Annotated in this window: 23 protein-coding genes and 1 tRNA gene; 13 read left to right on the top strand and 11 right to left on the bottom strand. The window is 46.9% G+C overall.

Going from position 1 to position 22,534, the window contains the following annotated elements; translation table 11 throughout:
• Window positions 1-123 precede the first annotated feature (123 nt).
• From maiA to hmgA, 3 genes are read right to left on the bottom strand one after another with little or no spacing between them, the layout of a single operon-like run.
• Window positions 124-768 (bottom strand): maleylacetoacetate isomerase, encoded by a 645-nt coding sequence (maiA, locus tag JI62_RS02800; RefSeq protein WP_088698716.1) that lies wholly within the window; start codon window positions 766-768, stop codon window positions 124-126.
• A 21-nt stretch (window positions 769-789) separates the two neighbouring features.
• Complete coding sequence (locus JI62_RS02805) at window positions 790-1,809, bottom strand: fumarylacetoacetate hydrolase family protein (protein ID WP_088698717.1); 1,020 nt, start codon at window positions 1,807-1,809, stop codon at window positions 790-792.
• A 58-nt stretch (window positions 1,810-1,867) separates the two neighbouring features.
• The gene (gene hmgA, locus JI62_RS02810; RefSeq protein ID WP_088698718.1) at window positions 1,868-3,169 is read right to left on the bottom strand and encodes a homogentisate 1,2-dioxygenase; all 1,302 of its coding nucleotides are present in this window, start codon (window positions 3,167-3,169) and stop codon (window positions 1,868-1,870) included.
• Between the two features lie 885 nt (window positions 3,170-4,054).
• Between hmgA and JI62_RS02815 the strand changes: the two genes are divergently transcribed.
• The 8 genes from JI62_RS02815 (at window position 4,055) to JI62_RS02850 (ending at window position 12,691) form a co-directional block, all read left to right on the top strand.
• Window positions 4,055-5,122: an isocitrate/isopropylmalate dehydrogenase family protein gene (locus JI62_RS02815; RefSeq protein ID WP_205737481.1), complete on the top strand. Its 1,068-nt coding sequence runs from the start codon at window positions 4,055-4,057 to the stop codon at window positions 5,120-5,122.
• Window positions 5,123-5,224: 102 nt separating this feature from the next.
• A complete protein-coding gene (locus tag JI62_RS02820; protein ID WP_088698720.1) occupies window positions 5,225-6,214 on the top strand; it encodes an NAD(P)-dependent oxidoreductase in 990 nt (329 codons plus the stop codon).
• 791 nt (window positions 6,215-7,005) lie between these two features.
• On the top strand, window positions 7,006-7,953 hold the full coding sequence (locus JI62_RS02825) for a hydroxymethylglutaryl-CoA lyase (RefSeq protein ID WP_088698721.1): 948 nt from the start codon (window positions 7,006-7,008) through the stop codon (window positions 7,951-7,953).
• A gap of 10 nt (window positions 7,954-7,963) precedes the next feature.
• On the top strand, window positions 7,964-9,121 hold the full coding sequence (locus JI62_RS02830) for a CaiB/BaiF CoA transferase family protein (RefSeq protein ID WP_088698722.1): 1,158 nt from the start codon (window positions 7,964-7,966) through the stop codon (window positions 9,119-9,121).
• Window positions 9,122-9,179: 58 nt separating this feature from the next.
• A complete protein-coding gene (gene dctP / locus JI62_RS02835) occupies window positions 9,180-10,169 on the top strand; it encodes a TRAP transporter substrate-binding protein DctP (protein ID WP_088698723.1) in 990 nt (329 codons plus the stop codon).
• 103 nt (window positions 10,170-10,272) lie between these two features.
• Window positions 10,273-10,851: a TRAP transporter small permease gene (locus JI62_RS02840; RefSeq protein ID WP_088698724.1), complete on the top strand. Its 579-nt coding sequence runs from the start codon at window positions 10,273-10,275 to the stop codon at window positions 10,849-10,851.
• 2 nt (window positions 10,852-10,853) lie between these two features.
• Complete coding sequence (locus JI62_RS02845) at window positions 10,854-12,137, top strand: TRAP transporter large permease (RefSeq protein ID WP_205737482.1); 1,284 nt, start codon at window positions 10,854-10,856, stop codon at window positions 12,135-12,137.
• Window positions 12,138-12,166: 29 nt separating this feature from the next.
• Window positions 12,167-12,691 (top strand): gamma carbonic anhydrase family protein, encoded by a 525-nt coding sequence (locus JI62_RS02850; protein WP_088698725.1) that lies wholly within the window; start codon window positions 12,167-12,169, stop codon window positions 12,689-12,691.
• Between the two features lie 93 nt (window positions 12,692-12,784).
• Here the strand turns inward: JI62_RS02850 and JI62_RS02855 are convergent, their stop codons facing one another.
• Window positions 12,785-13,678 (bottom strand): LysR substrate-binding domain-containing protein, encoded by an 894-nt coding sequence (locus tag JI62_RS02855; protein WP_170938467.1) that lies wholly within the window; start codon window positions 13,676-13,678, stop codon window positions 12,785-12,787.
• A gap of 381 nt (window positions 13,679-14,059) precedes the next feature.
• On the opposite strand from JI62_RS02855, the gene JI62_RS02860 reads away from it, so the two are divergent.
• Both JI62_RS02860 and JI62_RS02865 read left to right on the top strand, forming a co-directional pair.
• Window positions 14,060-15,247 (top strand): aromatic amino acid transaminase, encoded by a 1,188-nt coding sequence (locus JI62_RS02860; RefSeq protein WP_088698727.1) that lies wholly within the window; start codon window positions 14,060-14,062, stop codon window positions 15,245-15,247.
• Between the two features lie 172 nt (window positions 15,248-15,419).
• Window positions 15,420-15,875: a MarR family winged helix-turn-helix transcriptional regulator gene (locus JI62_RS02865; RefSeq protein WP_088698728.1), complete on the top strand. Its 456-nt coding sequence runs from the start codon at window positions 15,420-15,422 to the stop codon at window positions 15,873-15,875.
• Between the two features lie 25 nt (window positions 15,876-15,900).
• Here JI62_RS02865 and JI62_RS02870 read toward each other — a convergent pair whose 3' ends face one another.
• Together JI62_RS02870 and hppD are read right to left on the bottom strand one after the other, a co-directional pair.
• Entirely contained in the window at window positions 15,901-16,284 is a 384-nt protein-coding gene (locus tag JI62_RS02870) for a Rieske (2Fe-2S) protein (RefSeq protein WP_088698729.1), read from the bottom strand.
• Between the two features lie 15 nt (window positions 16,285-16,299).
• On the bottom strand, window positions 16,300-17,409 hold the full coding sequence (hppD, locus tag JI62_RS02875; protein ID WP_088698730.1) for a 4-hydroxyphenylpyruvate dioxygenase: 1,110 nt from the start codon (window positions 17,407-17,409) through the stop codon (window positions 16,300-16,302).
• 125 nt (window positions 17,410-17,534) lie between these two features.
• Between hppD and JI62_RS02880 the strand changes: the two genes are divergently transcribed.
• Entirely contained in the window at window positions 17,535-18,005 is a 471-nt protein-coding gene (locus JI62_RS02880; protein WP_088698731.1) for an Lrp/AsnC family transcriptional regulator, read from the top strand.
• Between the two features lie 175 nt (window positions 18,006-18,180).
• Here the strand turns inward: JI62_RS02880 and JI62_RS23120 are convergent, their stop codons facing one another.
• The 4 genes from JI62_RS23120 to JI62_RS02900 form a co-directional block, all read right to left on the bottom strand.
• A complete protein-coding gene (locus JI62_RS23120; protein WP_088698732.1) occupies window positions 18,181-18,408 on the bottom strand; it encodes a BPSL0761 family protein in 228 nt (75 codons plus the stop codon).
• A gap of 77 nt (window positions 18,409-18,485) precedes the next feature.
• Window positions 18,486-19,439: a TraI domain-containing protein gene (locus JI62_RS02890; RefSeq protein WP_088698733.1), complete on the bottom strand. Its 954-nt coding sequence runs from the start codon at window positions 19,437-19,439 to the stop codon at window positions 18,486-18,488.
• Entirely contained in the window at window positions 19,426-20,646 is a 1,221-nt protein-coding gene (locus tag JI62_RS02895; RefSeq protein WP_088698734.1) for a site-specific integrase, read from the bottom strand. Before JI62_RS02895 ends, JI62_RS02890 begins: the two co-directional genes overlap by 14 nt.
• Window positions 20,639-20,878 (bottom strand): hypothetical protein, encoded by a 240-nt coding sequence (locus tag JI62_RS02900; RefSeq protein WP_039860360.1) that lies wholly within the window; start codon window positions 20,876-20,878, stop codon window positions 20,639-20,641. The genes JI62_RS02895 and JI62_RS02900 overlap by 8 nt, the downstream gene beginning before the upstream one ends.
• 126 nt (window positions 20,879-21,004) lie before the next feature.
• Between JI62_RS02900 and JI62_RS02905 the strand changes: the two genes are divergently transcribed.
• Window positions 21,005-21,259 carry a helix-turn-helix domain-containing protein gene (locus tag JI62_RS02905; protein ID WP_088698735.1) on the top strand — a complete coding sequence of 85 codons (255 nt, stop codon included), beginning with the start codon at window positions 21,005-21,007 and terminating at the stop codon, window positions 21,257-21,259.
• A 178-nt stretch (window positions 21,260-21,437) separates the two neighbouring features.
• Here JI62_RS02905 and JI62_RS02910 read toward each other — a convergent pair.
• A tRNA-Met gene (locus tag JI62_RS02910) sits at window positions 21,438-21,514 on the bottom strand.
• A 271-nt stretch (window positions 21,515-21,785) separates the two neighbouring features.
• Here JI62_RS02910 and phbB point away from each other — a divergent pair.
• Window positions 21,786-22,532 (top strand): acetoacetyl-CoA reductase, encoded by a 747-nt coding sequence (phbB, locus tag JI62_RS02915; protein WP_088698736.1) that lies wholly within the window; start codon window positions 21,786-21,788, stop codon window positions 22,530-22,532.
• Window positions 22,533-22,534 lie beyond the last annotated feature (2 nt).

Here is a 22,534-nt window from a genome sequence, read left to right on the forward strand (position 1 = left end):
ACTATGGCTTACAGAATACTAGATTTAAATCAAGCCTTGAATATTTCAAAAGGAATGTAAAGTGGACAAGGCGAATGTAGCATTAATACCCGCCATGACCACTTTAATATTCAGTTTGATAGATTAGACAAAATCAGGTTGCTCATCAGGTGAAGCCTGCTGAAAGGCTGAAATTGCACGACAGCGTTCCGTTATACGTTGAATCTCGGGATAAGCCGATAATTCGCATTCGAAGCGCTCAGCGTTATACACTTGGGGAACCAAGCAAATATCAGCCAGCGTTGGTGTATTTCCATAGCAGAACTTACCTGTGGCTGCCTCCCTTGACAACATTGTTTCTAGCGCACTGAAGCCTTCCGTAACCCATTGCCGGTACCATTTTAATTTGGCATCTTCGCTTGACCCCAGTTCGTCCACGAGATATTTAAGCACTCGCAAATTATTGAGCGGGTGAATTTCACAGGCAATTAATTGGGACAAGGCGCGCACGCGGGCGCGCCCTTCAGCATCGTTTGGTAGCAGCGAAGGTGTAGGGTATCGTTCATCCAAATACTCACAGATAGCCAGTGACTGATTGAGCGTCACACCCTCATCAGTGACTAACGAAGGTACCAACCCTTGTGAGTTCCGCAATCGATTGGTCTCACCATGCTGTTCACCCTTTATCAAATTAACGGCGACCTGATGATACTCTAAGCTTTTAAGATTAAGCGCAATACGTACCCTATAGGCAGCCGACGAGCGGAAGTAGCCATAAAGTGCCGTCATACTTTCACCTCCGATACCTCATTAATCAGCTTTATATTTAACTACTTGCTGATCAATAGCGCCAAATATGCTTTTACCGTTCCGGTCAAACATCTCAATGCGTACACGATCACCGAAGCGCATAAAGGACGTTTTCGCTGCTCCATGCAGAATCTGCTCCACCATCCGCACTTCGGCTAAGCAGCTATAACCCACACCACCATCCGCGACAGGCTTTCCTGGACCGCCATCAGGGTCGGGGTTAGAAACTGTGCCGGACCCAATAATTGCCCCGGCACCCAAGTAACGTGTTTTCGCTGCATGGGCCACTAATTGAGGGAAGCTAAAAACCATATCTGGTCCCGCTTCCGGATGACCAAATTTTTCGCCATTTAAGTTCACAGTGAGTGGCAGGTTAACTTTGCCGTCATGCCAAGCTTCGCCCAACTCATCCGGTGTTACCGCGATAGGAGAAAAGGCCGAGGCGGGTTTAGCCTGAAAAAAGCCGAAGCCTTTAGCCAATTCACCGGGAATCAACCCTCGCAGACTAACGTCATTTACTAACATAATCAGCTTTATGTGTTTAGCGGCTTGCTCAGCCGTTACCGCCATCGGAACATCATCGGTGATGACAGCGATTTCGCCTTCAAAGTCGATACCGTGCTCTTCGCTGACAGCTTCGATGTCTTCAGTGGGGGCTAGGAACTTGTCACCGCCGCCCTGATACATCAAAGGATCAGTCCAGAAAGTCTCAGGCATTTCAGCATTGCGGGCCTGACGTACCAGTTTAACGTGGTTTAGGTATGCAGAACCGTCTGCCCAATGGTAAGTCCGTGGGAGAGGTGAGTGGAGCTTGCTTTGGTCAAGCTCAAAGCTCCCGTGTGCTTTCGCATCATTCAGTTCTTTATATCGCGCTTCAAGCATAGGACTGACCGATTCCCAGCGCTCTATGGCCTGCTGTAAATTCGTTGCTATATCACTGGCAGCAACACCACGAGTAAGGTCACGTGATACAAGGATCAATTCTCCATCGCGACCATTCTTGAGAGTGGCGAGTTTCATTTTGTTGCATCCTTATTGTCGTAGGGGGCAACGCATTGCCCCATTCGTTACATGCGTTTCAGGGTTGGGTAGGATCAAAGTGCGAACGCATGGTTGACCAGACATCCACATAATTTTTTTGGCGGAAATCGGCTTCTAATGCCGTTTTAGTCGGGTGATAGATGAAACGGCTCTCGAACATGAATGCCAAGGTGTCTTTTTGGTGCTGAGGTTTGAGCTCAGCTGCAGACGCTTTTTCAAAGGTATCTGCGTCTGGCCCATGAGGCGACATGCTGTTATGCAAACTGGCTCCACCGGGTAGGAACCCTTCTGCCTTAGCATCATACTCACCGTGAATAAGGCCCATGAACTCGCTCATTAGGTTGCGGTGGAAGTAAGGCGGCCGGAAAGTATTATCCGCAACCATCCAGCGAGGCGGGAAAATCACAAAGTCGATATTAGCTGTTCCAGGTGTATCAGAGGCGGACGTTAGTACGGTGAAGATCGATGGATCAGGATGGTCAAAGCTAACAGTATTAATGGTGTTGAAATGAACCAGGTTGTATTTGTATGGGGTCACGTTGCCATGCCACGCCACCACATCCAGAGGCGAATGATCCAAGTCGCTTACCCAAAAACGGCCGGAGAACTTAGCCACTAATTCAAATTCTCCTTCTAGGTCTTCGTAGGCAGCAACAGGACTTAAAAAGTCGCGAGGGTTGGCCAATCCATTGGCACCGATCGGGCCTAAGCCAGGCAGCTCAAAGGGGCTGCCGTAGTTTTCACAGATATAACCACGGGCTGCGTCATCGCCACTGCCGAGCCGTACTTGAAACTTGATCCCACGTGGGATGAGGGCAATTTCACCGTTAGCCACAGTCAGCTCACCCATTTCAGTACGCAAATGTAGCGTACCAAGCTGTGGCACAATTAATAGCTCACCATCAGCATTGTAGAAAAAGCGGTTAGTCATATCCTTGTTAAAGGCATAAACATGTACACCGCAACCAGCCTGAGTGCCCGCGTCACCATTAACAGCAATCGTTAGCAACCCATCAATGAAGTCAGTTGATGACTCAGGCAGCGCTACAGGATCCCAGCGCATCTGATTGGGGTCTGCCGCTGGCTGAGCCAGGGGGGCGGTAGCTACTTTCATATCCGCTAATGGACGGTAAGCGCTTTGTTTTACTGAAGGGCGGATACGGTATAACCAGCTACGGAAGTTTTGATGGCGAGGCGCTGTAAAGGCTGAGCCCGTAAATTGCTCTGCATAGAGACCATAGGCACATCGTTGAGGTGAATTTTGGCCTTCTGGCAGAGCGCCAGCTAAAGCTTCGGTAGCGAAGTGGTTACCAAAACCGCTTTGGTATAGAAGTGACATAGGTTGCTCTCTTTTTATGGGAAAAAAACAGCCTAAGAGGCTGCTGTTGGTTTCATATGAAACTATTTTTAGGTGCAAAAAAATTAACCGTCAAGATATAAGGCTTTTCAATATCTCTTAAGGTACAAGGTATTTTTTTAAAGCTATGAAAAACAAGATTAATTTTAAATAAAGCTAATGCCTGATTTGTCGTCATGTGCAGCGTTACATTTAGGAACGAAAGCCAGTATTCCTAACGTTTATCACTCAAGCCTTATTAGAAATGATGTTTAATATCAGCATATTAGGCTAATAATTAAACTGAGTTTTTATATGAGTGATGAACCTACGATGTTTCATCAGTGGTTGCTTAGGCGTTAAAAATGAAAGTGAGTATCAGATGTTTACTTCCATATATACACATAAAGTCTATATTCTGGAATAAGGTATAATTTATAAAATATTTAACTCTCTGTTTTATATGGATTTAAGGCATAAGTTCCAAGCCGGAACTCATTACCTGAAGATTCCGACCTTTTAGGTAGCTAGTGGGTGTCATAGATTTCGTGACAAATTCTATAACTAATTCGAAAGTGACGGTGGCGATACAGTAAACACTTAAAGGTAGCTAGGGTCTCGGTGTGGGCAGATTATAAGAATTATTTGAACCCATCGAAGAAGGTCATATCCTTCGCTGCGTTGTTAAGAGTCCGGCTAAATAGAGCGAGGACTGCATGCCAGTTTAGATAATGTCTTCGAGGTCGTAAGCGAGCGAAGAGTGCTAACGGCCGGGCAACATTCGTTTGAATAATGCCGATAAAGTCAGAGCGGTAAACTCTAAGATATTTACTTCCATTAAATTACTTCAACGATAGTGCGTAGAAGTAGTAAGAATGAGGAACCATTATGAAGTACGAAATTGCAGTGATTCCGGGCGACGGAATTGGCCCAGAAGTCATCGACGCCGCTCTTGCCGTGCTGAAAGAATGTGAAACGCGCTATGAGCTTGAGTTCAAATACGTTTTCCACGATTTCAGTGCAGACTTGTATCGTCGTACAGGGATAAAGATTACCGCGTCCGATATGGATGAAATCGGAAAGTCTGACGCTGTGCTATTCGGAGCCATGGGTCTGCCCGACGTACGTGGGCCTGATGGACTTGAATTAGGTGCACAGGTAGAAATGCGGGCTCATTACGGACTGTTTGCGAGCCTTCGGCCGGTTCGGCTTTTTTCTGGGGTTGAGAGTCCTGTGAAGGCGAAGGACATCGATATGCTCGTCATCCGTGAGACCTCCGAGGGGATGTTTGCTGGATTAGCGGATAAACATGAACCCAGTAATGAAAGCGCAAGCGATCGCATGACGATCACACGAGCCACGTGTGAGAAGCTTTTTGAAGTTGCGTTTTCACAAGCAAGGACGCGCCGCAAACGGGGCACTCCGGGGCATGTAACACTGCTTCATAAATCAAATGCATTGCGAAGCAACGTTCTGATGGAGAAGGTATTCGATGAAGTCGCCGCTAGAAACGACGATATCGGGAGTGCCAAATTTTATATCGACGCAGGGTCGATGTACATGGTCACCGACCCAGGGCGGTATGACGTTGTTGTTTCTGAGAATATTTTCGGTGACATCGTATCAGAAATCGCCGCCGGCCTCGTAGGCGGTCTTGGCCTCGCGCCTTCGGCCGACGTCAGCCTTGCCCATGGCGTTTTCCAGCCGTCCCATGGCAGCGCGCCTGATATAGCGGGCCAAGGGATCGCAAATCCAACGGCGATGATATTGTCGGCCGCGATGATGCTTGAATGGTTGGGCGAGCGTCATGGTGACGATGTTTGCATAAAAGCGGCAAAAAGCATTCAGAGCGCGGTTGAAACAGCACTGAAAAAAGGTCCAAGGGCACGCGACCTGGGTGGAACGGCAGGAACCCAGGAAGTAGCGGACGCAGTGATTAGCGCGTTGTCGGCGTAGTTGCAATATGAGTTTTACGCTATGCCGCACGACCATCGCACTCTGCTCAGCCAGTGTGTGACGTGGTAGTCCAGAAACAAAATTCATGAAAGGAACGCGCTTATGAGATACAAGATTCTCTTTGTCAACCCGCTGAAGGATTATGTCAGTCGCCTTGTGGATTCAGCACCAGAGGGTTTCGACGTTACGGTAATGCCTGCGCAAGCGGATGTGTCGGACATTTGCCGTGAAGCCGCAGATGCCGATTTTTTAATCATGGGCGTCAATGTTCCCGAAGAAGTTTTCCGAGCGGCCAAAAAAGCCAAGTTCATTCAATATATGAGTTCCGGATTCGGGCAGCTCCCAGAAAGTGTGTTGAACGAATTGGACGTTCCTGTAGCACAGATGAAAGTCCATTCGATATCCGTCGCTGAGCATGCGGTTACATTAATGCTTACTACGTTGCGAAGGATTCCAGCCACAATGCAGCTGATGCACAAGGGGAAATGGCGGCCTGATCTGGATGAGATGTCCTATTCAGAGCTATACAATAAAACTGTCGGCATTGTCGGGTTAGGCAATATCGGGCGCTGGATCGGAAAAATCGTACACCATGGCTTCGGTGCCAACGTTGTCTATTATGACAACGCGGAGATTCCCCTGACCGTCTCCGAGCTCATACCGGCCCGCGCTGTTTCGTTGGACGAATTGATGACTCTGTCCGACATCGTATGCCTGTGTGTTCCACTGAATTCACAATCCGACAAGATGATAGGAAGCAAGCAACTGGCCATGATGAAGCGTAGCAGTGTTCTTGTGAACGTCGGTCGTGGGGAGGTTGTAGACGAGGCCGCGCTCATCGAATGCTTGCGCGAAGATCAAATCGCGGGGGCAGGTCTCGATGTCTTTATGAAAGAACCTTTAGACATAGGCAGTGAACTACTGTCTTTAGAGCAAGTTGTGTGCACGCCCCATATGGCCGGAACCGGATGGGAAAACGTCGAACGTAGAATCGCGACTGTCTGGCAGAATATTGACACAGTCTTGCGTGGCGGTATTCCGAGCGGAGTCGTCACGGAGTCAAAGCGTGCAGAAAACTTACTGCCGTCTTAGGTTCCGTTTACCCAGTTGCTTGCTTGAGCAAGCATTGACTGGCTGGGTAGGCTGAGCAATAGGTCAGAGCCAGAACTGAGCAATGTAGAGCCCCTGACATTATCGCCCGCGCTAAACACTAGACGCGATAGTAATCTGGGGCTAAGTGTTCTCATTGCCATTGATATATATAAGCGCCCTTAATCCGACAGCTACCTCATCTATCCTGACATTCTCCAGCTGATACCATCGCTATCAGGCTGGGAATGTAACCATGCTCCAACCAGAACTTAGAACTACTGGCAAAAGTCGCTGAATTCCTTTCAAATTAGCTGTTTACACGCCAAAAATTTTAGTGTGGGTTCTTTCGTCTTTCGGGATTGCTGCCGTTATGCAGTTTTATGCCATCACATAAGAGTAATGTAATAGCGGTTAGATCAAGTGGGCCGACTTAAGGGCGCTTATGCTATGTTGCGTTGAACTTTGTTCTTAACATTCAGAATGTTCGACTAAAGATGGTAGTTGGCTTTATCTTTTTAAATGATGCAAATAATAAAATGAATTATCAGCTAATTCTCACGTTTTAAAAATTAATAATGATCACCAAAAAACGATGTCAAGCCATACACATAAAGTCTATACATTGAATTGTAGTTAGTGGCATAAATTCCTATAAGCATCTGTTTTTTTTGTATTTCCAGTATGCGTTCCAAGTCGGAACTCATTAGCTGAAGATTCCGACCTTTTAGGTAGTAAGTGGGTGTCTTAGATTTTGGAGCAACTTCAATAACAAGTCCGAAAGAGATACTGCAATGCAAAAAATACCAAGAGGCAAAGCCGTTATCAACGAGGTGGGATTACGTGATGGGCTACAAAGCATCAACCTCATTTTACCAACCGATAAAAAACTCGAATGGATTCATGATGCCTATGAAGCCGGTATGCGTGAAATGGAAGTTGGTTCCTTTGTACCACCCAAGCTGATGCCTCAGTTGGCGGATACGGCGGAGCTAGTGGCCTACGCCAAGACTCTTCCTGAGTTATTCGTATCTGTACTTGTTCCAAACCTCAAAGGTGCCGAGCGAGCCATTGCTAGTGGCGCAGACCTAATGATATTGCCTATTTCAGCCAGTCACGAGCATAGCTTAGCCAACGTGCGGAAGAGTCCTGACGAGATGATTACCGAGCTGGCTCGTATTAAGGAGGCAAAAGAGGCAGCGGGTTCCGGAATATTGATAGAAGCAGGCATTGGCACAGCGTTTGGCTGCACATTGCAAGGGAATGTAGAAAATTCTGAAGTGCTTCGCTTAATGAAGGCAGCACTGGAGGTCGGTGCTGACCGCGTCAGTATGGCGGACACCGTAGGCTACGCCGATCCAGCCATGGTGCGTGATCTGTTTGGTCAAGCGGTGGAGCTAGCGGGTGACAAATGCTGGCGAGCGCACTTTCACGATACTCGGGGATTAGCATTGGCCAATGCCTATGCCGCGCTTGAGGTAGGTATTACTCGCTTTGATGCTTCTCTAGCAGGAATCGGTGGTTGTCCACACGCGCCAGGCGCAAGTGGCAATGTGGCCTCAGAAGATTTGGCCTTCATGCTCAGTAGTATGGGTTATGAGACAAAAGTGGACATAACCAAACTGCTAACACTTAGGCAAAAGTTGGCGAATTGGCTTAAGGGAGAGCAGGTGCACGGCACACTCTGGAAAGCAGGGCTACCGAAGACGTTTCACTCAAAGCGCCAACTTGCTGACGTTTAACGAGGCTATTATGAGCAACACTATTGCGAACACTGCAGTTCTTCCTCTAGAAGGCATCCGGGTCATCGAGTTTAGCCACATGGTCATGGGGCCTACCTGCGGCATGATTTTGGCGGATCTAGGCGCAGAAGTTATTAAGATCGAGCCGCCGAGCGGTGATAAGACACGACAGATGACCGGCCTGGGTATGGGGTTTTTCCGTACTTATAACCGTAACAAGAAAAGTGTAGTGCTTGACATAAAGTCTTCAGAAGGTAAAGCAAGTCTTTTAGCGCTGCTAGCCGAATCCGATGTCATGATTGAGAATTTTCGACCGGGGCTGATGGACTCGCTGGGGCTAGGCTACCAAGCGTTGTCACAGCAGTTTCCCGAGCTCATCTATGTTTCGCATAAAGGATTTCTGCCTGGGCCTTACGAGAATCGTCTGGCTCTTGATGAAGTCGTTCAGATGATGGGAGGGCTAGCCTACATGACCGGCCCAGAAGGCCGTCCATTACGCGCAGGAGCCTCCGTAAACGATATTATGGGCGGTATGTTTGGAGCGATTGGCGTCCTTGCGGCTCTTATGCAACGCGGAAAAACCGGGAGTGGCCAGGAAATTCAGAGCGCCCTGTTTGAAAACTGTGTTTTTCTCTCCGCTTCGCACATGCAGCAGGTTGCAATGTCTGGAGAAGTGCCGCCTCCGATGCCATCTCGTGTCTCCCCTTGGACAATATATGACGTATTCACTCTAGACAATGATGAACAGTTGTTTATCGGGGCCGTTAGCGACAAGCAGTGGAAAATCCTGTGTAACGTTCTGGATCGACAAGACCTCCTTGACGATCCAACACTGCAGAAAAACGAGCAGCGACTCAAGGTTCGTGATGGTCTTTTGAGAACTCTAGGTGAGACCCTCAAGCACCATGATATTGATGAACTCTCAGCGAAGCTAGATGCCGCAGGCTTGCCTTATGCGCCCATTACACGCCCCGATGAGTTGCTGCAAGACGAGCACCTGAAGGCGAGCGGTGGGTTGGTGCCTATGCAAACTGATGATGGCGGCACCACTGACGTCGTGCTACTGCCTTTAATGATGGGTGGTAAGCGCCCTCAAGTACGTCACCCACTGCCTAAAGTGGGAGAACATACTGAGGAAGTGCTAGGTAAACTTAATATTACTGCATAAGATCATATTTAACTGCAGGCCAATTATTCATAAAACACAACGATAAGTGGAGAACACAATGAAAACAACTCTCAAAACCCTTGTTGCCGCCGTTGCAATCACCAGCTCACTCAATATTGCTTCGGCTGCTGACTATACCATGCGCCTCGCGCATCAATTGCCTGGCTCACATCATGTTGCGCAAGCTATCGAAGCCTTTGCTGATGAAGTAGAGAGTGAGAGCGATGGTCGCATTGAGGTTGAAGTATTTGGTGGTGCTCAGCTCTACGAACCAACAGAATTTCATGCTGCTGTTGCGCGCGGTCACATAGAGGCGGCATCAATTGTCAACCTGCTATGGGGTGGTACCATTCCTGAAATGCAGGTATTTAACATTCCTTATCTGATGACCAGTAGCCACCAGCTTGAACAATTTCCAGCCTCCGAAGCAGCGGAAATGCTGAATAACAAAATGGCATCTAAGGGAGTCAAGAATTTAGCCTGGTTGTTAGACGCCAATAATGCGGTTTTCACTTCCTCCGATAATCCCCTAATCGCTCCAGAAGATTTTCAAGGAATTAAGATTCGCGGATTGAGCCGTGTATTTGATGCCGGTCTAATCGCTATGGGAGCTTCGCCAGCCACCATGCCTGGCTCGGAAGTCTATCAGGGGTTGCAAACGGGAGTTATCGATGCTGCCGTCACTAGTGCTGATGCAGTCTATTCGCGACGCTACTTCGAAGTTCAGGACTACGCAGTAGCTTCCAACCTGATTACTGTCTATCAGAACATAATCGTTAATCCACAATGGTGGTCAACCCTGCCCGAAGACCTTCAGAGTTTGGTCGAGTCAGCGGCGTCTAATGCAGCGGGTGTGCTGTTACCCAAAACAGATGAAATCGATCCTGCTGGGATCGCTAAATTGAAAGAGAATAACATGCAGGTCACGCTACTTTCAGATGATCAGGTTGAGGCCCTCAGTACTGCGATGCAACCAGCTGTTGAGGAAGCATTCATCGAGAGTACCGACGATGGTGAAAAGTTGATTGAACTAATTAAGCAACTTTGAACTACTAAGGTGCATTTAATCTTGATGTGTGTGGCAGGAGGAGGTTTTCCTCCTGCCTCAACAACAGTCGGCACGGTGATGGTGCTCTCCTGAAGGATAAGTTATGAATAAACATACAAGACCCGCCACGGGTGAGGCAGAAGTCTTTCAGCCACCAATGGTAAGTAGATGGTTGAGTAAGTTGGTGTATTGGGTGACCACCGTTGCTATGGCCATATCGGCAGCCGGAGTATTGGTCGCGTTAGCGCTGATAAGTTACGCAGTACTAGCACGCTATGTACTAGGGCAACCCTCTATTTGGATTAACGACGTAGTGACCTTCATTCTGGTCGGTATTGTAATGTTCGGCACCGCAGCTGCTCTTCGAGAAGGTCGTCATTTGGGCGTTGATCTGTTTACAGAGCGCCTCCATGGTCGATACCAGCGCTGGTCTCAGGCCTGGTCAATGCTTGCCGTACTTTTAGTCTCGCTCTACTTGATAGTAGACGGGTGGCAGACCGCCATGTTTTCAAAAATGCTAGGCATGACGACGTTAGGGTTTGTAGAGATCCCTCTTTTCTGGCTGCAATTACTGATTCCCTTGGGTGGCTTGATGCTATTTCTAGTATGCCTGGATTCCTTGCTACGCTTGTTCTGCGGTGGTGATGCTTTCGTTGATTCATGTCAGGAACGGGAGCTCTGAGCATGATGACAATACTGTTCATTCTACTTGGCTTGATTTTACTGTTGTTTACCGGATTACCCATCTTTGCCGGTTTGTCGATGTTTGGTGCCGCTTTGCTTGCAGGAACGCCTGGCTCCTTAGGTGGCCTTACTGAGATCGTTTTTAATAAAGTCAGTATGTATGTGCTTCTGGCGATTCCTCTATTCGCCTATATGGCGCATATCATGATTCGTGGTCGCATTGTTGATGACCTTTACGATACCGCCTATACATTGACTCGCCATCTGCCTGGCGGTGTTGGTATCGCTACAATTATCGCGTGCATGATCTTCTCAGCCATATCCGGCTCTAGCGTAGCGACAGCTTTAACAATTGGCGCGGTGGCAATTCCACAGATGATTCGCTATGGCTATGATCCTAAAGTTGCTTATGGCCTAGTAGCCGCTGGCGGTACACTTGGTATCCTGATTCCGCCCTCTGGTCCAATGATTATCTATGGTGTTGCCACGGATACCTCTATTGGCGGGCTATTCATGGCGGGTCTGTTTCCTGGACTTATGCTGGCCGGTATATTTATGGTCGCGACATCCTTTCATCAACGTCACGCCAAACGTGCCCAGCGGGCTACCCTTAATGAAGCTATTTCTGCGATACGCAAATCAGGTTGGGCAATTGCGTTACCTACCATGGTATTAAGCGGAATGTACTTAGGTGTCTTTACTGCTACTGAAGCGGCGGCTATTGGTGCAACACTGGCGCTGTTGATCGGTTTGTTGGTGTATCGCAGCATTGGTTTGCGTGAGATATGGTCTTCAGCCATTGATGCCAGCCGCACTTCCGCTATGTTGTTTATGATCCTGGCAGGCGCCGCTATCTTTAGCCATGCGTTGACTAAGATGATGATCCCACAGCAGATTGTGGAGTTTGTCTTGGATGTTGATTTGGGGGTTTATGGCTTCCTAATACTCATGATGCTCATGATCTTTATACTCGGAATGTTCCTAGAATCCATTGCGATTATTCTGATCACTTCTCCTGTCGTCATGCCTGTTCTAGCGCTGTTGGATATAAACCCAATCTGGTACGGAGTACTGCTCGTTATCAATTTGGAACTCGCGATGATTACGCCACCCGTGGGAATGAATTTGTTCACTATTAAGGCAGTGACTAACGCACCGATCGGACAGATTATTCGTGGCGCGGCACCCTTTGTATTATTGATGATATTTGGGTTAGCACTGGTGTTGATTTTCCCCCAGATAGCGATGTGGCTGCCGAACAGTATGCTTAGTGCAGGCAACTAATAGTTCATAATAAGAGGTGGAGTAACTCTATGTCGATTTACCGATATGATGGGGTAGAGCCCGATATTCATACCGCCACTTATGTGGCGGATACAGCAGACGTTATCGGCTATGTTACTTTAGCGAAAGGCAGTAGCGTTTGGTATCAAGCTGTCCTGCGAGGAGATAACGAGCAGATTGAAATTGGTGAGAATAGCAACGTTCAAGAGGGTGCGGTTTTACACACCGACCCCGGCTATCCCATGAAGGTAGGTAGAGGTGTCACCATTGGCCACCAAGCTATGTTGCATGGTTGCACAGTAGGAGATGGCTCCTTAATCGGCATCCAGGCGGTTATTTTAAATGGCGCTATCATTGGCAAGAATTGCCTTGTCGGGGCGGGCGCTGTGGTAACAGAGGGAAAAGAGTTTCCTGATAATTCACTGATCATTGGGGCGCCAGCTAAAGTGCTGCGTCAACTCAGTGATGAAGCCATTGTGGCGATGAAAGAAAATGCTAACCATTATATTGAAAGAGCGCAGCTGCACAAAGATAAGTTAGAAAAAATCGGTTAAAGCATTTTTATTTGACCATGGCGAGGCTCATCTGTAATTATGCGATTCCAGTCTCGCCCCATGTATAGTCTTATAAAATTAGAGCTAAATATTCTATTGATTTAAATTAGTCAAATGATCAAATAGTGCTCGTGCTGGAACACTGAGTTTTGAATAATCTCTCACGCACGCTACGAAGTTACGGGTTGCCCAAGGGTCATTTAGCGGAATTGTTTTAATGTTCATTGCTGTTTCGTACAAAGCAGCGACTTCTAGTGGAACAACAGCAATAGCAATGTTTGAGTCAGCAATTCTACAAGCTGCATCAAATGTAGTTACGTGTATTCGGAAGCGGATGGGGCTTCCTAGAGCAGTCGCTTCTCTTTGCAACGTTAAGCTAACAAGGCTGCCTGGAAGTATCTCTACATGGTCATAAGCTAGAGTTTCTTCAAAGAAGAGGCCTGATTTGTCTGCCAATGGATGCTGAGCGTTGACGACAATGGCTAACTGGTCAGTAAGGTATGGCCGAGAATCGAGGTTTTTGGTATGAGCATCTTCCCAGCATATACCTATATCTCCACGGCCTTCTTCAATACCTCTGGTAATAAGTGAGCTGACTTTTTCCTCAAGGGTTATACGTACTTTCTCATGAGCTTGCATGAACGTACTGATTTGCTTAGGTAAAAACTGACAGATAACTGACAAGCTAGCCAATATTCTTAAATCCCCTTGCACGCCATCGCTAAACTCACTGAGCTCAGCATGCATTCTTTCAAGGGCGATAAGTGTCTCTCTAGCCGAACGTAACAAAACTTCACCAGCAGGGGTAGGGAGCGCGCCACGCTTGGTTCGCTCCAACAGCTTGACGCCTACCTGCTCTTCCAAAGCGCTCAAGCGTTTGCTAACTGCAGAGGGAACAATTGAAATTTTCTCTGCAGCTCCAGCTACGCTTCCTTCTTCACAGACAGTAATAAATATTTGAAGCGTGTGCGGATCGTAATATCTCACCAGGTACTCCATTTCTTGACTGAAGGGTGACTCAGGTCTTCTGCCGCCAACCCGTATTATGAAGAATGTGGTGAGGCGGCCTTTACATTTATCTATGAGAGTATTTCATTCAAATGCCTTTGTGGTTATTCGACTAAAGTGGCGATGCCAGTTATTTTAATGAATGCACATATCAGCACGAGGTTGTAAACAAAATTAAAATTCCGGTATGGAACCCATAAGGTGACACAACTGAACTTTTATTTAATGTTTTGAATCGTTAGCGTAGTGAATACTAATTTTATATTTATTTTTTGGCAAAAGCCTCTGTAAGCCTGTTCTCTCTTGATGAAATGAGCAGATTATTTCAGTGGCTAACTGCTGTTTTTAACGAGAGTAATTATGTTTAAAAAAATACCTTATGCGTCTGGTGATCCAATCCTTGGCTTGATTGAAACATACAATAAGGATTGTAACACTCAGAAGGTTGATTTGGGTGTTGGTGTCTATCGTGACCATAATGGCCATACTCCTATCTTGGAATCGGTTAAAAAAGCTGAGGCCAACATACTGAAGAACGAGAAATCAAAAGCTTATGTTGGATCTCATGGTGATCCAGTATTTGCAGAGTCGATTCTCGGTCTGGTTTTAGGGAATCATTCAAAGGTTCTGCTAGCAAACCGATCCAGCGTTTCGCAAACGCCGGGGGGAAGTGGCGCCTTAAAGCTTGCAGCGGATTTCATTCGAGCTCACTTGCCGGAAGCCAGCATTTGGCTACCCACGCCAACGTGGTCAAATCACTTTTCTATTTTTGCAGGAGCCGGTCTCACTCTGCATGAATACCCTTACGTTAGTGATGAGAACAGCCTAGATTTTGACAGTATGCTTTTATCACTCAAGAACATCCCGCACGGTGACATAGTATTGTTACACGCTTGTTGCCATAACCCTACCGGTTTTGATCTCTCCATTGAACAGTGGGGCTTAGTGCGAGATGTTATTCTTGAGAAAGGGTTATTACCGCTAATCGACTTTGCTTACCAAGGCTTCGGTGAAGGTTTGGAACCAGATGCGTATGGCGTTCGCTTGCTAGCGGACGCCCTCGATGAGCTTCTGATTACCTCTTCATATTCGAAGAATTTTGGTCTGTATCGAGAGCGGACAGGAGCGCTGATTGCGATAGCCAGCTCGCACAATAAAATGCAGAATATTCGCACCCAATTAGCGATCACTGCTCGCCATAATTATTCCAGCCCACCGAACCACGGGAGCGCTATTGTCGCTGAGGTTTTAGGGTCACAAGAGCTATCGGCTTTGTGGCGGCATGAGCTTGATGGTATGCGTGCACGTATCGTTCAAATGCGGCACGACTTTGTTGAGGCTATGAAGCCTTATAAACTGAATGACCGTTTCAGCTGTGTTAATGAGCAGCAGGGGATGTTTTCATATACGGGGCTATCTGCAGAGCAAGTTCTTAGACTGAGGGAAGAGTTCAGTATCTATATGGTAGGTTCCGGCCGTGCCAATATGTCAGGGCTGACAAAGGAGAATCTCTCTTATGTTGCAAAATCAGTTGCAAGCGTTATATAAGGTAAGGGAGCCGGTAATATAGGTACCAATACATCTTAGGTTTATGTAACCCAAACAATGATGCGTATTGTTATAAGCATTCTGCTGAATTAATTCATTATTGCTTTTGGTGTCGAGGATAAATGATGAGTCAAGGTAACAGTTTTAAAGCTGTTAAAATAGAAAAAACAGAATGTTTTCTAAGGACGAATTAGAGCTTGATCATTTTCTTCCTTACCGCCTTAGTCGGTTAGCCGACATTATTAGCCAATCACTTGCCGATCTTTATATTGTAAAATATCAACTGAATATTCCACAGTGGAGGGTTCTTGCTTGGATGAGCCATTCCAATGAAATCTCAGCGAAAAATATATGCGCACTCACTAGTATGGATAAAGCCAAGGTGTCACGTGCTATACAAGTATTGGAAGGTCGAGGTCTGATTGAACGCTCATCTTCACCGCATGATAATAGGTTGCAAATTTTAAAACTGACAGAAAATGGACGTTTGATGCTCTCTAAACTTATTCCAGAGGCCCGAGGTTGGGAGTCAGATCTTATTTCTACACTGAGCGATAGCGAGTGCCAAATGTTATCGAAGTTGATGATGAAATTAGAGCTTCAAGCTGAATGCATGAATAAAAGTTAATTATAATAGCATAGTTTCAATATAGTCATAACCCAAATTTTGGGTAACCTATACATAAGTTTCCTTGCTTGTTTACATGTAACGGTATGGAGTCAAGACTGTCGAGTGTATCAGAAATACAGTTTCCATTTATTATGTCGAAAGCTGCACCATGAACACTGCAAAGTAAATGACGCTTGTCCGAGGAAATGATGTTTTCTGCTCGATAGTTCAAAGGAAGGTATTGGTGTGGGCAAGCATTCACAAAGCCGTAAAATGAGCCTTCTTTTCGTAAAATAATGACAGGGAAGTCTCCTGTAGGGCTTTTAATATTCAAACAAAAAGTTGCATCTTCCTCAACCAAGCTAGCAGGACATATAATAGCCCCCTGCTCGGGGGCGTTTGCATAATTAAGCCAATTTTCTTGCACTGTTAATCCCTTACATTATGCATCATTGGTACCCTGAAGGACGCCACGTTTAATCTGATCTTCTTCAATGGATTCAAAAAGCGCCTTAAAGTTACCTTCACCGAACCCATCATCACCTTTACGTTGTATAAATTCAAAGAAAATCGGTCCAATAACCGTTTTTGAGAAAATCTGTAAAAGTATTCGAGTCTCACCCCCACCAACAACGCCTTCACCATCAATAAGGATGCCGCGGTTACGGAGTTTATCAAGTGGTTCTTGGTGGCCAGCTACTCTTTTAGTTGATTTTTCATAATAAATATCGGGGGGGCCTGGCATGAAATCCACCCCTTCCGCTGCGAGATTATCTGTACTGGTATAAATATCATCAGTAGCAATCGCAATATGTTGAATACCTTCCCCATTATACTCGCGAAGATACTCCTCAATTTGGCTATGCTCATCAGCGCTTTCATTGATAGGAATGCGAATCTTACCATCGGGTGAAGTAAGGGCTCGGCTTGTTAACCCGGTCATTTTACCGCTAATGTCAAAATAGCGAATTTCACGGAAGTTAAAAGTGTCATGATAAAATTTGTACCATGTATCCATGTTGCCGCGTACAACATTGTGGGTCAGGTGGTCTAGATAATAAAATCCAAACCCTTGCGGCCTAGGGTCAACTTCGCCCAGCCACTCAAACTCTTTGGCATAGCAACTGCCTTCTTCTCCGTAAGTATCTACGAAGTAAAGAAGCGAACCACCAATACCGATGACCGCAGGGACATCGATTGATTTAACGCCAGTATACTCTTCAGCACCAAGCTCTACGGCACGCTTAAGTGCGTGTTGAGCATCGACCACACGCCATGCCATCGCGGGCGCACAGGGGCCATGCGCCTCAATGAATGCTGATGCATGAGAATTTGGCTCACTATTAAGGAGATAGTTAATATCGCCTTGTCTATAAACGGTAATAAATTTAGTTCGGTGTTTGGCGACAGGGGTAAATCCCATTTGTCTAAACAATGCATCTAGCTTTTCTGGTTCAGAATGCGCAAATTCTACAAACTCGAAACCATCGGTTCCGGCTGGGTTTGCATCGCTGATTTGCGCTTTTGGGGCGCTATGTGGAAAAGGTCCCATCACTGTCTCCTTTTGATCTTGTAAATTGACACTGATCAGTATATTCAAGGAAAAGCACAATTGGGTTGCAAAAAAGGCCTCTAGATCGTCTGATATTGCACTTAATATGCACAGAAGAGGTGTTTATGCACGATATTTCGCTCGATCGCTTTGACTTTGCAATTTTAGCAGCACTGCAAAAGAATTCAGCACTAACCAACGCTGAGCTGGGAGATCGCGTAAATTTATCGTCATCCCAGTGTTCTAGGCGAAAGGCTCGGCTGGAGTCAGAAGGTATTATTAAAGGTTATGCAGCTAAACTGAATGCTGAGCTCTTAGGTTTTGGATTGAGAGCTATCACCCGAGTAAATCTCAAGGCACACAGCGAGAGTATGGATGAGAGCTTTGTAGCTCTGCTTTCTAAGCATGACGTAGTGCGTGAAGCGTACTCGGTTTCTGGTGATGCTGACTATATATTGCATATCACAACTAAAGGGCTAACGGAGTTCTCCGATTTCATCCATCACAATCTGCTACCGCATCCGAATGTCACCCAGGTACGTTCGGAGATAATTTTACGCAGCATGAAAGAGGAGCGAGGATTACCAATAGGCTGATTTTATATCAAGCAGTCTTCAGCTGGTTTGTAGTGTAGTGGCATCGACCACTACATTTTAACCTGTGGCAGTGACCGCTTAGCCCTTTACGCCTGGCAACAGCTGGCCCAGCAAGTTCCCCATAAGGTCCTTGTTCTGAAGGCGACGTCACCCCCAGATTGAGTAACGCTGCACTTTAAAGTCCCTCAATAACTGAGCTGAAAATAGGCTGGAATATAGTCCCATCAGTAAGGTGCTCTTCCAGTTGGCCAGCGTCTAGCATCTCTATCTGTGACGGGTAATGCCTTAATAGCTGCTTTGCTTGCCTGCGGGTGGTTTCTGGAAAGTTAGTGTTACGGCTTAGCTCGATCAGGAATTCTCTGGTCTGGATGACCGAACGTGTGCGTTCACTTGGCATGGTCATAAAAAAGTTCTCAAATAGCTTGGTAAAGCCGACGCACAAAAAAGCTGACGGCTCCGGTCGAAAAGTATAAGTGTGCTTCAGTGAGATGCCGCTGCAGATAACTGAGGCTGCCAAAAAAGGTTTTGCCCGAGTCGGCCAAATCCCTTGTTAGTTTGAAGGCGAAAAGCTCGCTGTTGGTTATCGGCCATCGCGCTTTGCCCATCCGCATCACGAATATAACGGGCCAACGTCATTGCTGCGGGTTGTCCGTAACGAGCGCCTGGCGAAGCACATGTCCACAAATGGCGAAGTGTCATCGCAATGTCGGGTTCATGTGCATCCAAGTATGTAAGCCCGTAGGCACAAGCCTCTAGCGTAAACACATCATGGCTACAGAGCTTCCAGGCGGCATTTGGCTTGCCCTTGGAGTCATAAGTATATGTCTTACCAATATCATGCAATAGTCCTCCCACGAAACAGGCTTCCTGCATAAGTCGAGGCATGGTTGGCTCGTTAAGGCGCAGCATAGCCACTGAGTGGTTGGCAACTTCCAGCGAGTGCTTTAGCAAACCACCTGGATACGCATGGTGATAATTGGCGCTGGCGGGCGCATTCAAAAAAGCTTCAAGACGATCCTTCCTTTCCAGTACCCGTGTCAAAAACACTCGAAGGCAGTCTGATCGAAGCGACTGTACGGTCGCTACTAACTTGTCGAATACTTCTGGCATCGGGGAGTACACACGTGGCAACGACTGCAGGGTATCCATAGAGGTCACTTCATCCCGGGACGCTCTGCGGAACTCATCAAGAATGAATTGGCCTGACAAACACTTCACGCCTGAGGCGGTAACAAAGTCCAGATGGCCGATGCGCTCAGGTACTGTTGTTGTGCTCAAGTTGAGCATCGCGATTTGATCCCCCGCGCAATCACTTAGCCTCAGCTTTAAGAAAGGCGTTTTCGCATTGTCGAACTCCACCACGCGCCCAGTAAGGCGATAAGTGCCCGTGAAGGTGCGAGACAGATGAGTAGGGACGTTATCAAGCTGTTTCATGACGCTGCTCCTTCTGGGGTTTAGCGGGCGTGGTGTTGCCAAGTAAACGCTCAAAGGCAGAGCCATCCATACGGGTGGCATTGGGGACGTAACGCGAATAAACCTTAAACAGCATTTCGGTGGAGCTGTGGCCCAGCATTCGCGCTACCCATTCTGGATTTTCGCCAGAAGCCAAAAAGAGTGTCGCGGCAGTATGGCGTGTTTGATAAGGACGGCGTTTGGTTAGCCCAAGAGACTTGAGCAAGGGATACCACACGCGCTTTGTCACGTTATTGTGATCAAGCGGCTGTCCCATCTGATTGCAGAACACGTACTTACTCATGTGCCCAGTGGCGGCGTACTGCGTTTTGAGGGCGTCATACACCTGCCCGAACATGGGGATTTCTCGTTGCGATCCATCGGTCTTGGTGTATTCCGTTTCACCATTGATCAATGTTTCGCGTACTAAGATTTCCCGCTTAGCAAAATCAATGTTCTTCCATTTCAACCCATCGACTTCGCCGGTGCGCATGCCGGTAAAGAAGCGCACCGTGTAGTAGTTGCGGTAGTCCGGGCGGACATTGTCGATAATGCGCTGAACTTCCTGCAGCGAAAATGGCTCGATGTGCGTCTTCTGTAGCTTTAGCGGCTTGATATTTTTATAGGGTGTTTCAAATTCGAATCGCTCGGCTGCCTCACCTAACACCATTCGCAAAATTGTCATATGGCTATTGATCGTCTTAGGCGAAACGACACCTGTGGGTCCCCGCCCCTTACGTTTGGACAACTTGGCACGAAACGCCATAATGTCGGCCTTGCTGATCTCACCCATCGGTTTTTTACCAAACGCTGGCTTAAGCGAGCTATCAAGAATCGAACTTACATTGCGTACATGAGAAGCACGCCACTGGATTTTGCTTTCTTCATACCACTGGGTAGCGAAGTCATTAAACAGAGGGGTGTCTGAATTGCTGGCGTTTTGAAGCTCGGCTGTATTAATAAGTTGGTTAGTTTTTAGTTTTTGTAAATTGCTGCTGTTGGGAAAGAACTCCGCATAATTGAATTCACTGAGCAGCATTTTTGCTTCCATGCGCTGTAAAAGTTGTTCCAGCTGCTTACGATTTTTTGCGTTATCGTCCAGTAGTGTTTGTTCCCGAAATCGCTGGCCGTCATATCTGAAGTCGATGAAAAGCTTTTTGCTCTCTTTACGAGCGCGAACCTTACCCATGGCATACCCCTCCATTAGCCATAGGGATGGCGATTGCTTGCTGACGAGGAGTCGCTTGCAGCATTTCTTCCTGGATAGCTTCCCAGATATAAAGAATTTTTCGACGCCCAAAGGGCCGGATGTAATGAGTGCCTTCAATGAGCACGCTGTCTTTGAGTTGCTGACGGATAGTGCGTGCATCATATTTGATCCGCGATGCGAGCTCTTCCGTTGTCAAAAAAGTGCAGTCCATGAGACTATCTCCTCATGCTGGTGATCATATTGATAATATTTTTAATCGTTCGAGTATGAATATATGCGATCAAATGATTATTTCAATACATTTTTGATAATTTTTATAATCACATTGGATAGAGAGATGATTCGGTATCACTTAAAAGAGCTGATCGCTGAGAAGGAGTTTGCAGAACGTCGCAGAATTACGATCGGTGAGATAGCAAAAGAAACAGGGATTAATCGGATGACGTTATCGAAAATTATCAATCATGCAGGCCATAGCACAGTGACTGATAATCTCGACAAACTTTGCTACTACTTTGATTGTGAAATCGATCAGTTGGTGACCCATATCAAGGAAACAGAGGATGCTCCACTGCCATCTGATTCACGTTGAAGTAGTCGGGTAGACTCAGTTGCGTGTTAGGAGCCTGAAGGTCACCTTCATTTTGGAAGGCTAAGAGAAGAAATGAAGTTTAGGCACAGCGTGGGCACAATTTGGGCACAGAGGGATTTTCAACGATAGGCATAAAAAAAGGCAGACCAGTAAGTTCCTGATCTGCCTTTCAAAATATTGGTAGCGGGAACCGGATTTGAACCGATGACCTTCGGGTTATGAGCCCGACGAGCTACCAGACTGCTCCACCCCGCATCAACGTGTGGCGTATTCTACAGAAGTTTTAGATGAAGTCAATAGGGGGATTAACACGTTTGGCTTATAGCCGTTGATTATGACCTGCGGCAACATGGGGTAAGTGCAGCTATGCTTTATATAGTCATAATAAAAAGCTTACGTTGGTGCATTGTTCTAGCAAATTATGCACTAGGGTAATACAGGCGCAGTCGCGCTTATTCACAATGGCTTGCGACGTAACGTGCATGTTTTGAGATCCAAGCCATTTGTCATATCAGGGAGGTAGTCAATGGCCAATCAAGCCCCCGTCGCCTGGGTAACTGGTGGAACTGGTGGTATCGGTACGGCGATTTGTCGTTCGTTGGCAGATGCGGGATATCTGGTCGTGGCGGGTTATCGCAACCCCGACAAGGCCAAAACCTGGCTAGAAACGCAGCATGCCGACGGCTACAACAATATCGAATTGTCAGGTGTCGACCTTTCTGACCACAACGCCTGCCTGGAAGGTGCCCGCGAAATCCACGACAAGTATGGCCCGATTAGTGTGCTGGTGAACTGTGCGGGTATCACCCGTGACGGCACCATGAAAAAAATGTCCTACGAGCAGTGGTACGAAGTGCTCGACACCAACCTCAACAGCGTATTTAACACCTGCCGTAGCGTCATTGAGATGATGCTTGAGAGTGGCTATGGCCGGATTATCAATATTTCATCCATTAATGGCCGTAAAGGCCAGTTTGGTCAGGTCAACTACGCGGCGGCGAAAGCCGGCATGCATGGTTTGACCATGTCGTTGGCACAGGAAACAGCGACCAAAGGGATTACCGTCAATACCGTATCACCTGGCTATATCGCCACCGATATGATCATGAATATCCCAGAAAAAGTACGCGAGGCAATCCGGGAAACCATTCCAGTGAAGCGCTATGGCACGCCAGAGGAGATTGGCCGATTGGTCACCTTCTTAGCCGATAAGGAGTCAGGTTTTATCACCGGTGCAAACATCGACATCAACGGTGGTCAGTTCATGGGTTAGTG

The sequence above is a fragment of the Halomonas campaniensis genome (genome assembly GCF_002211105.1).
Taxonomy (GTDB): Bacteria; Pseudomonadota; Gammaproteobacteria; order Pseudomonadales; family Halomonadaceae; genus Vreelandella; species Vreelandella campaniensis_A.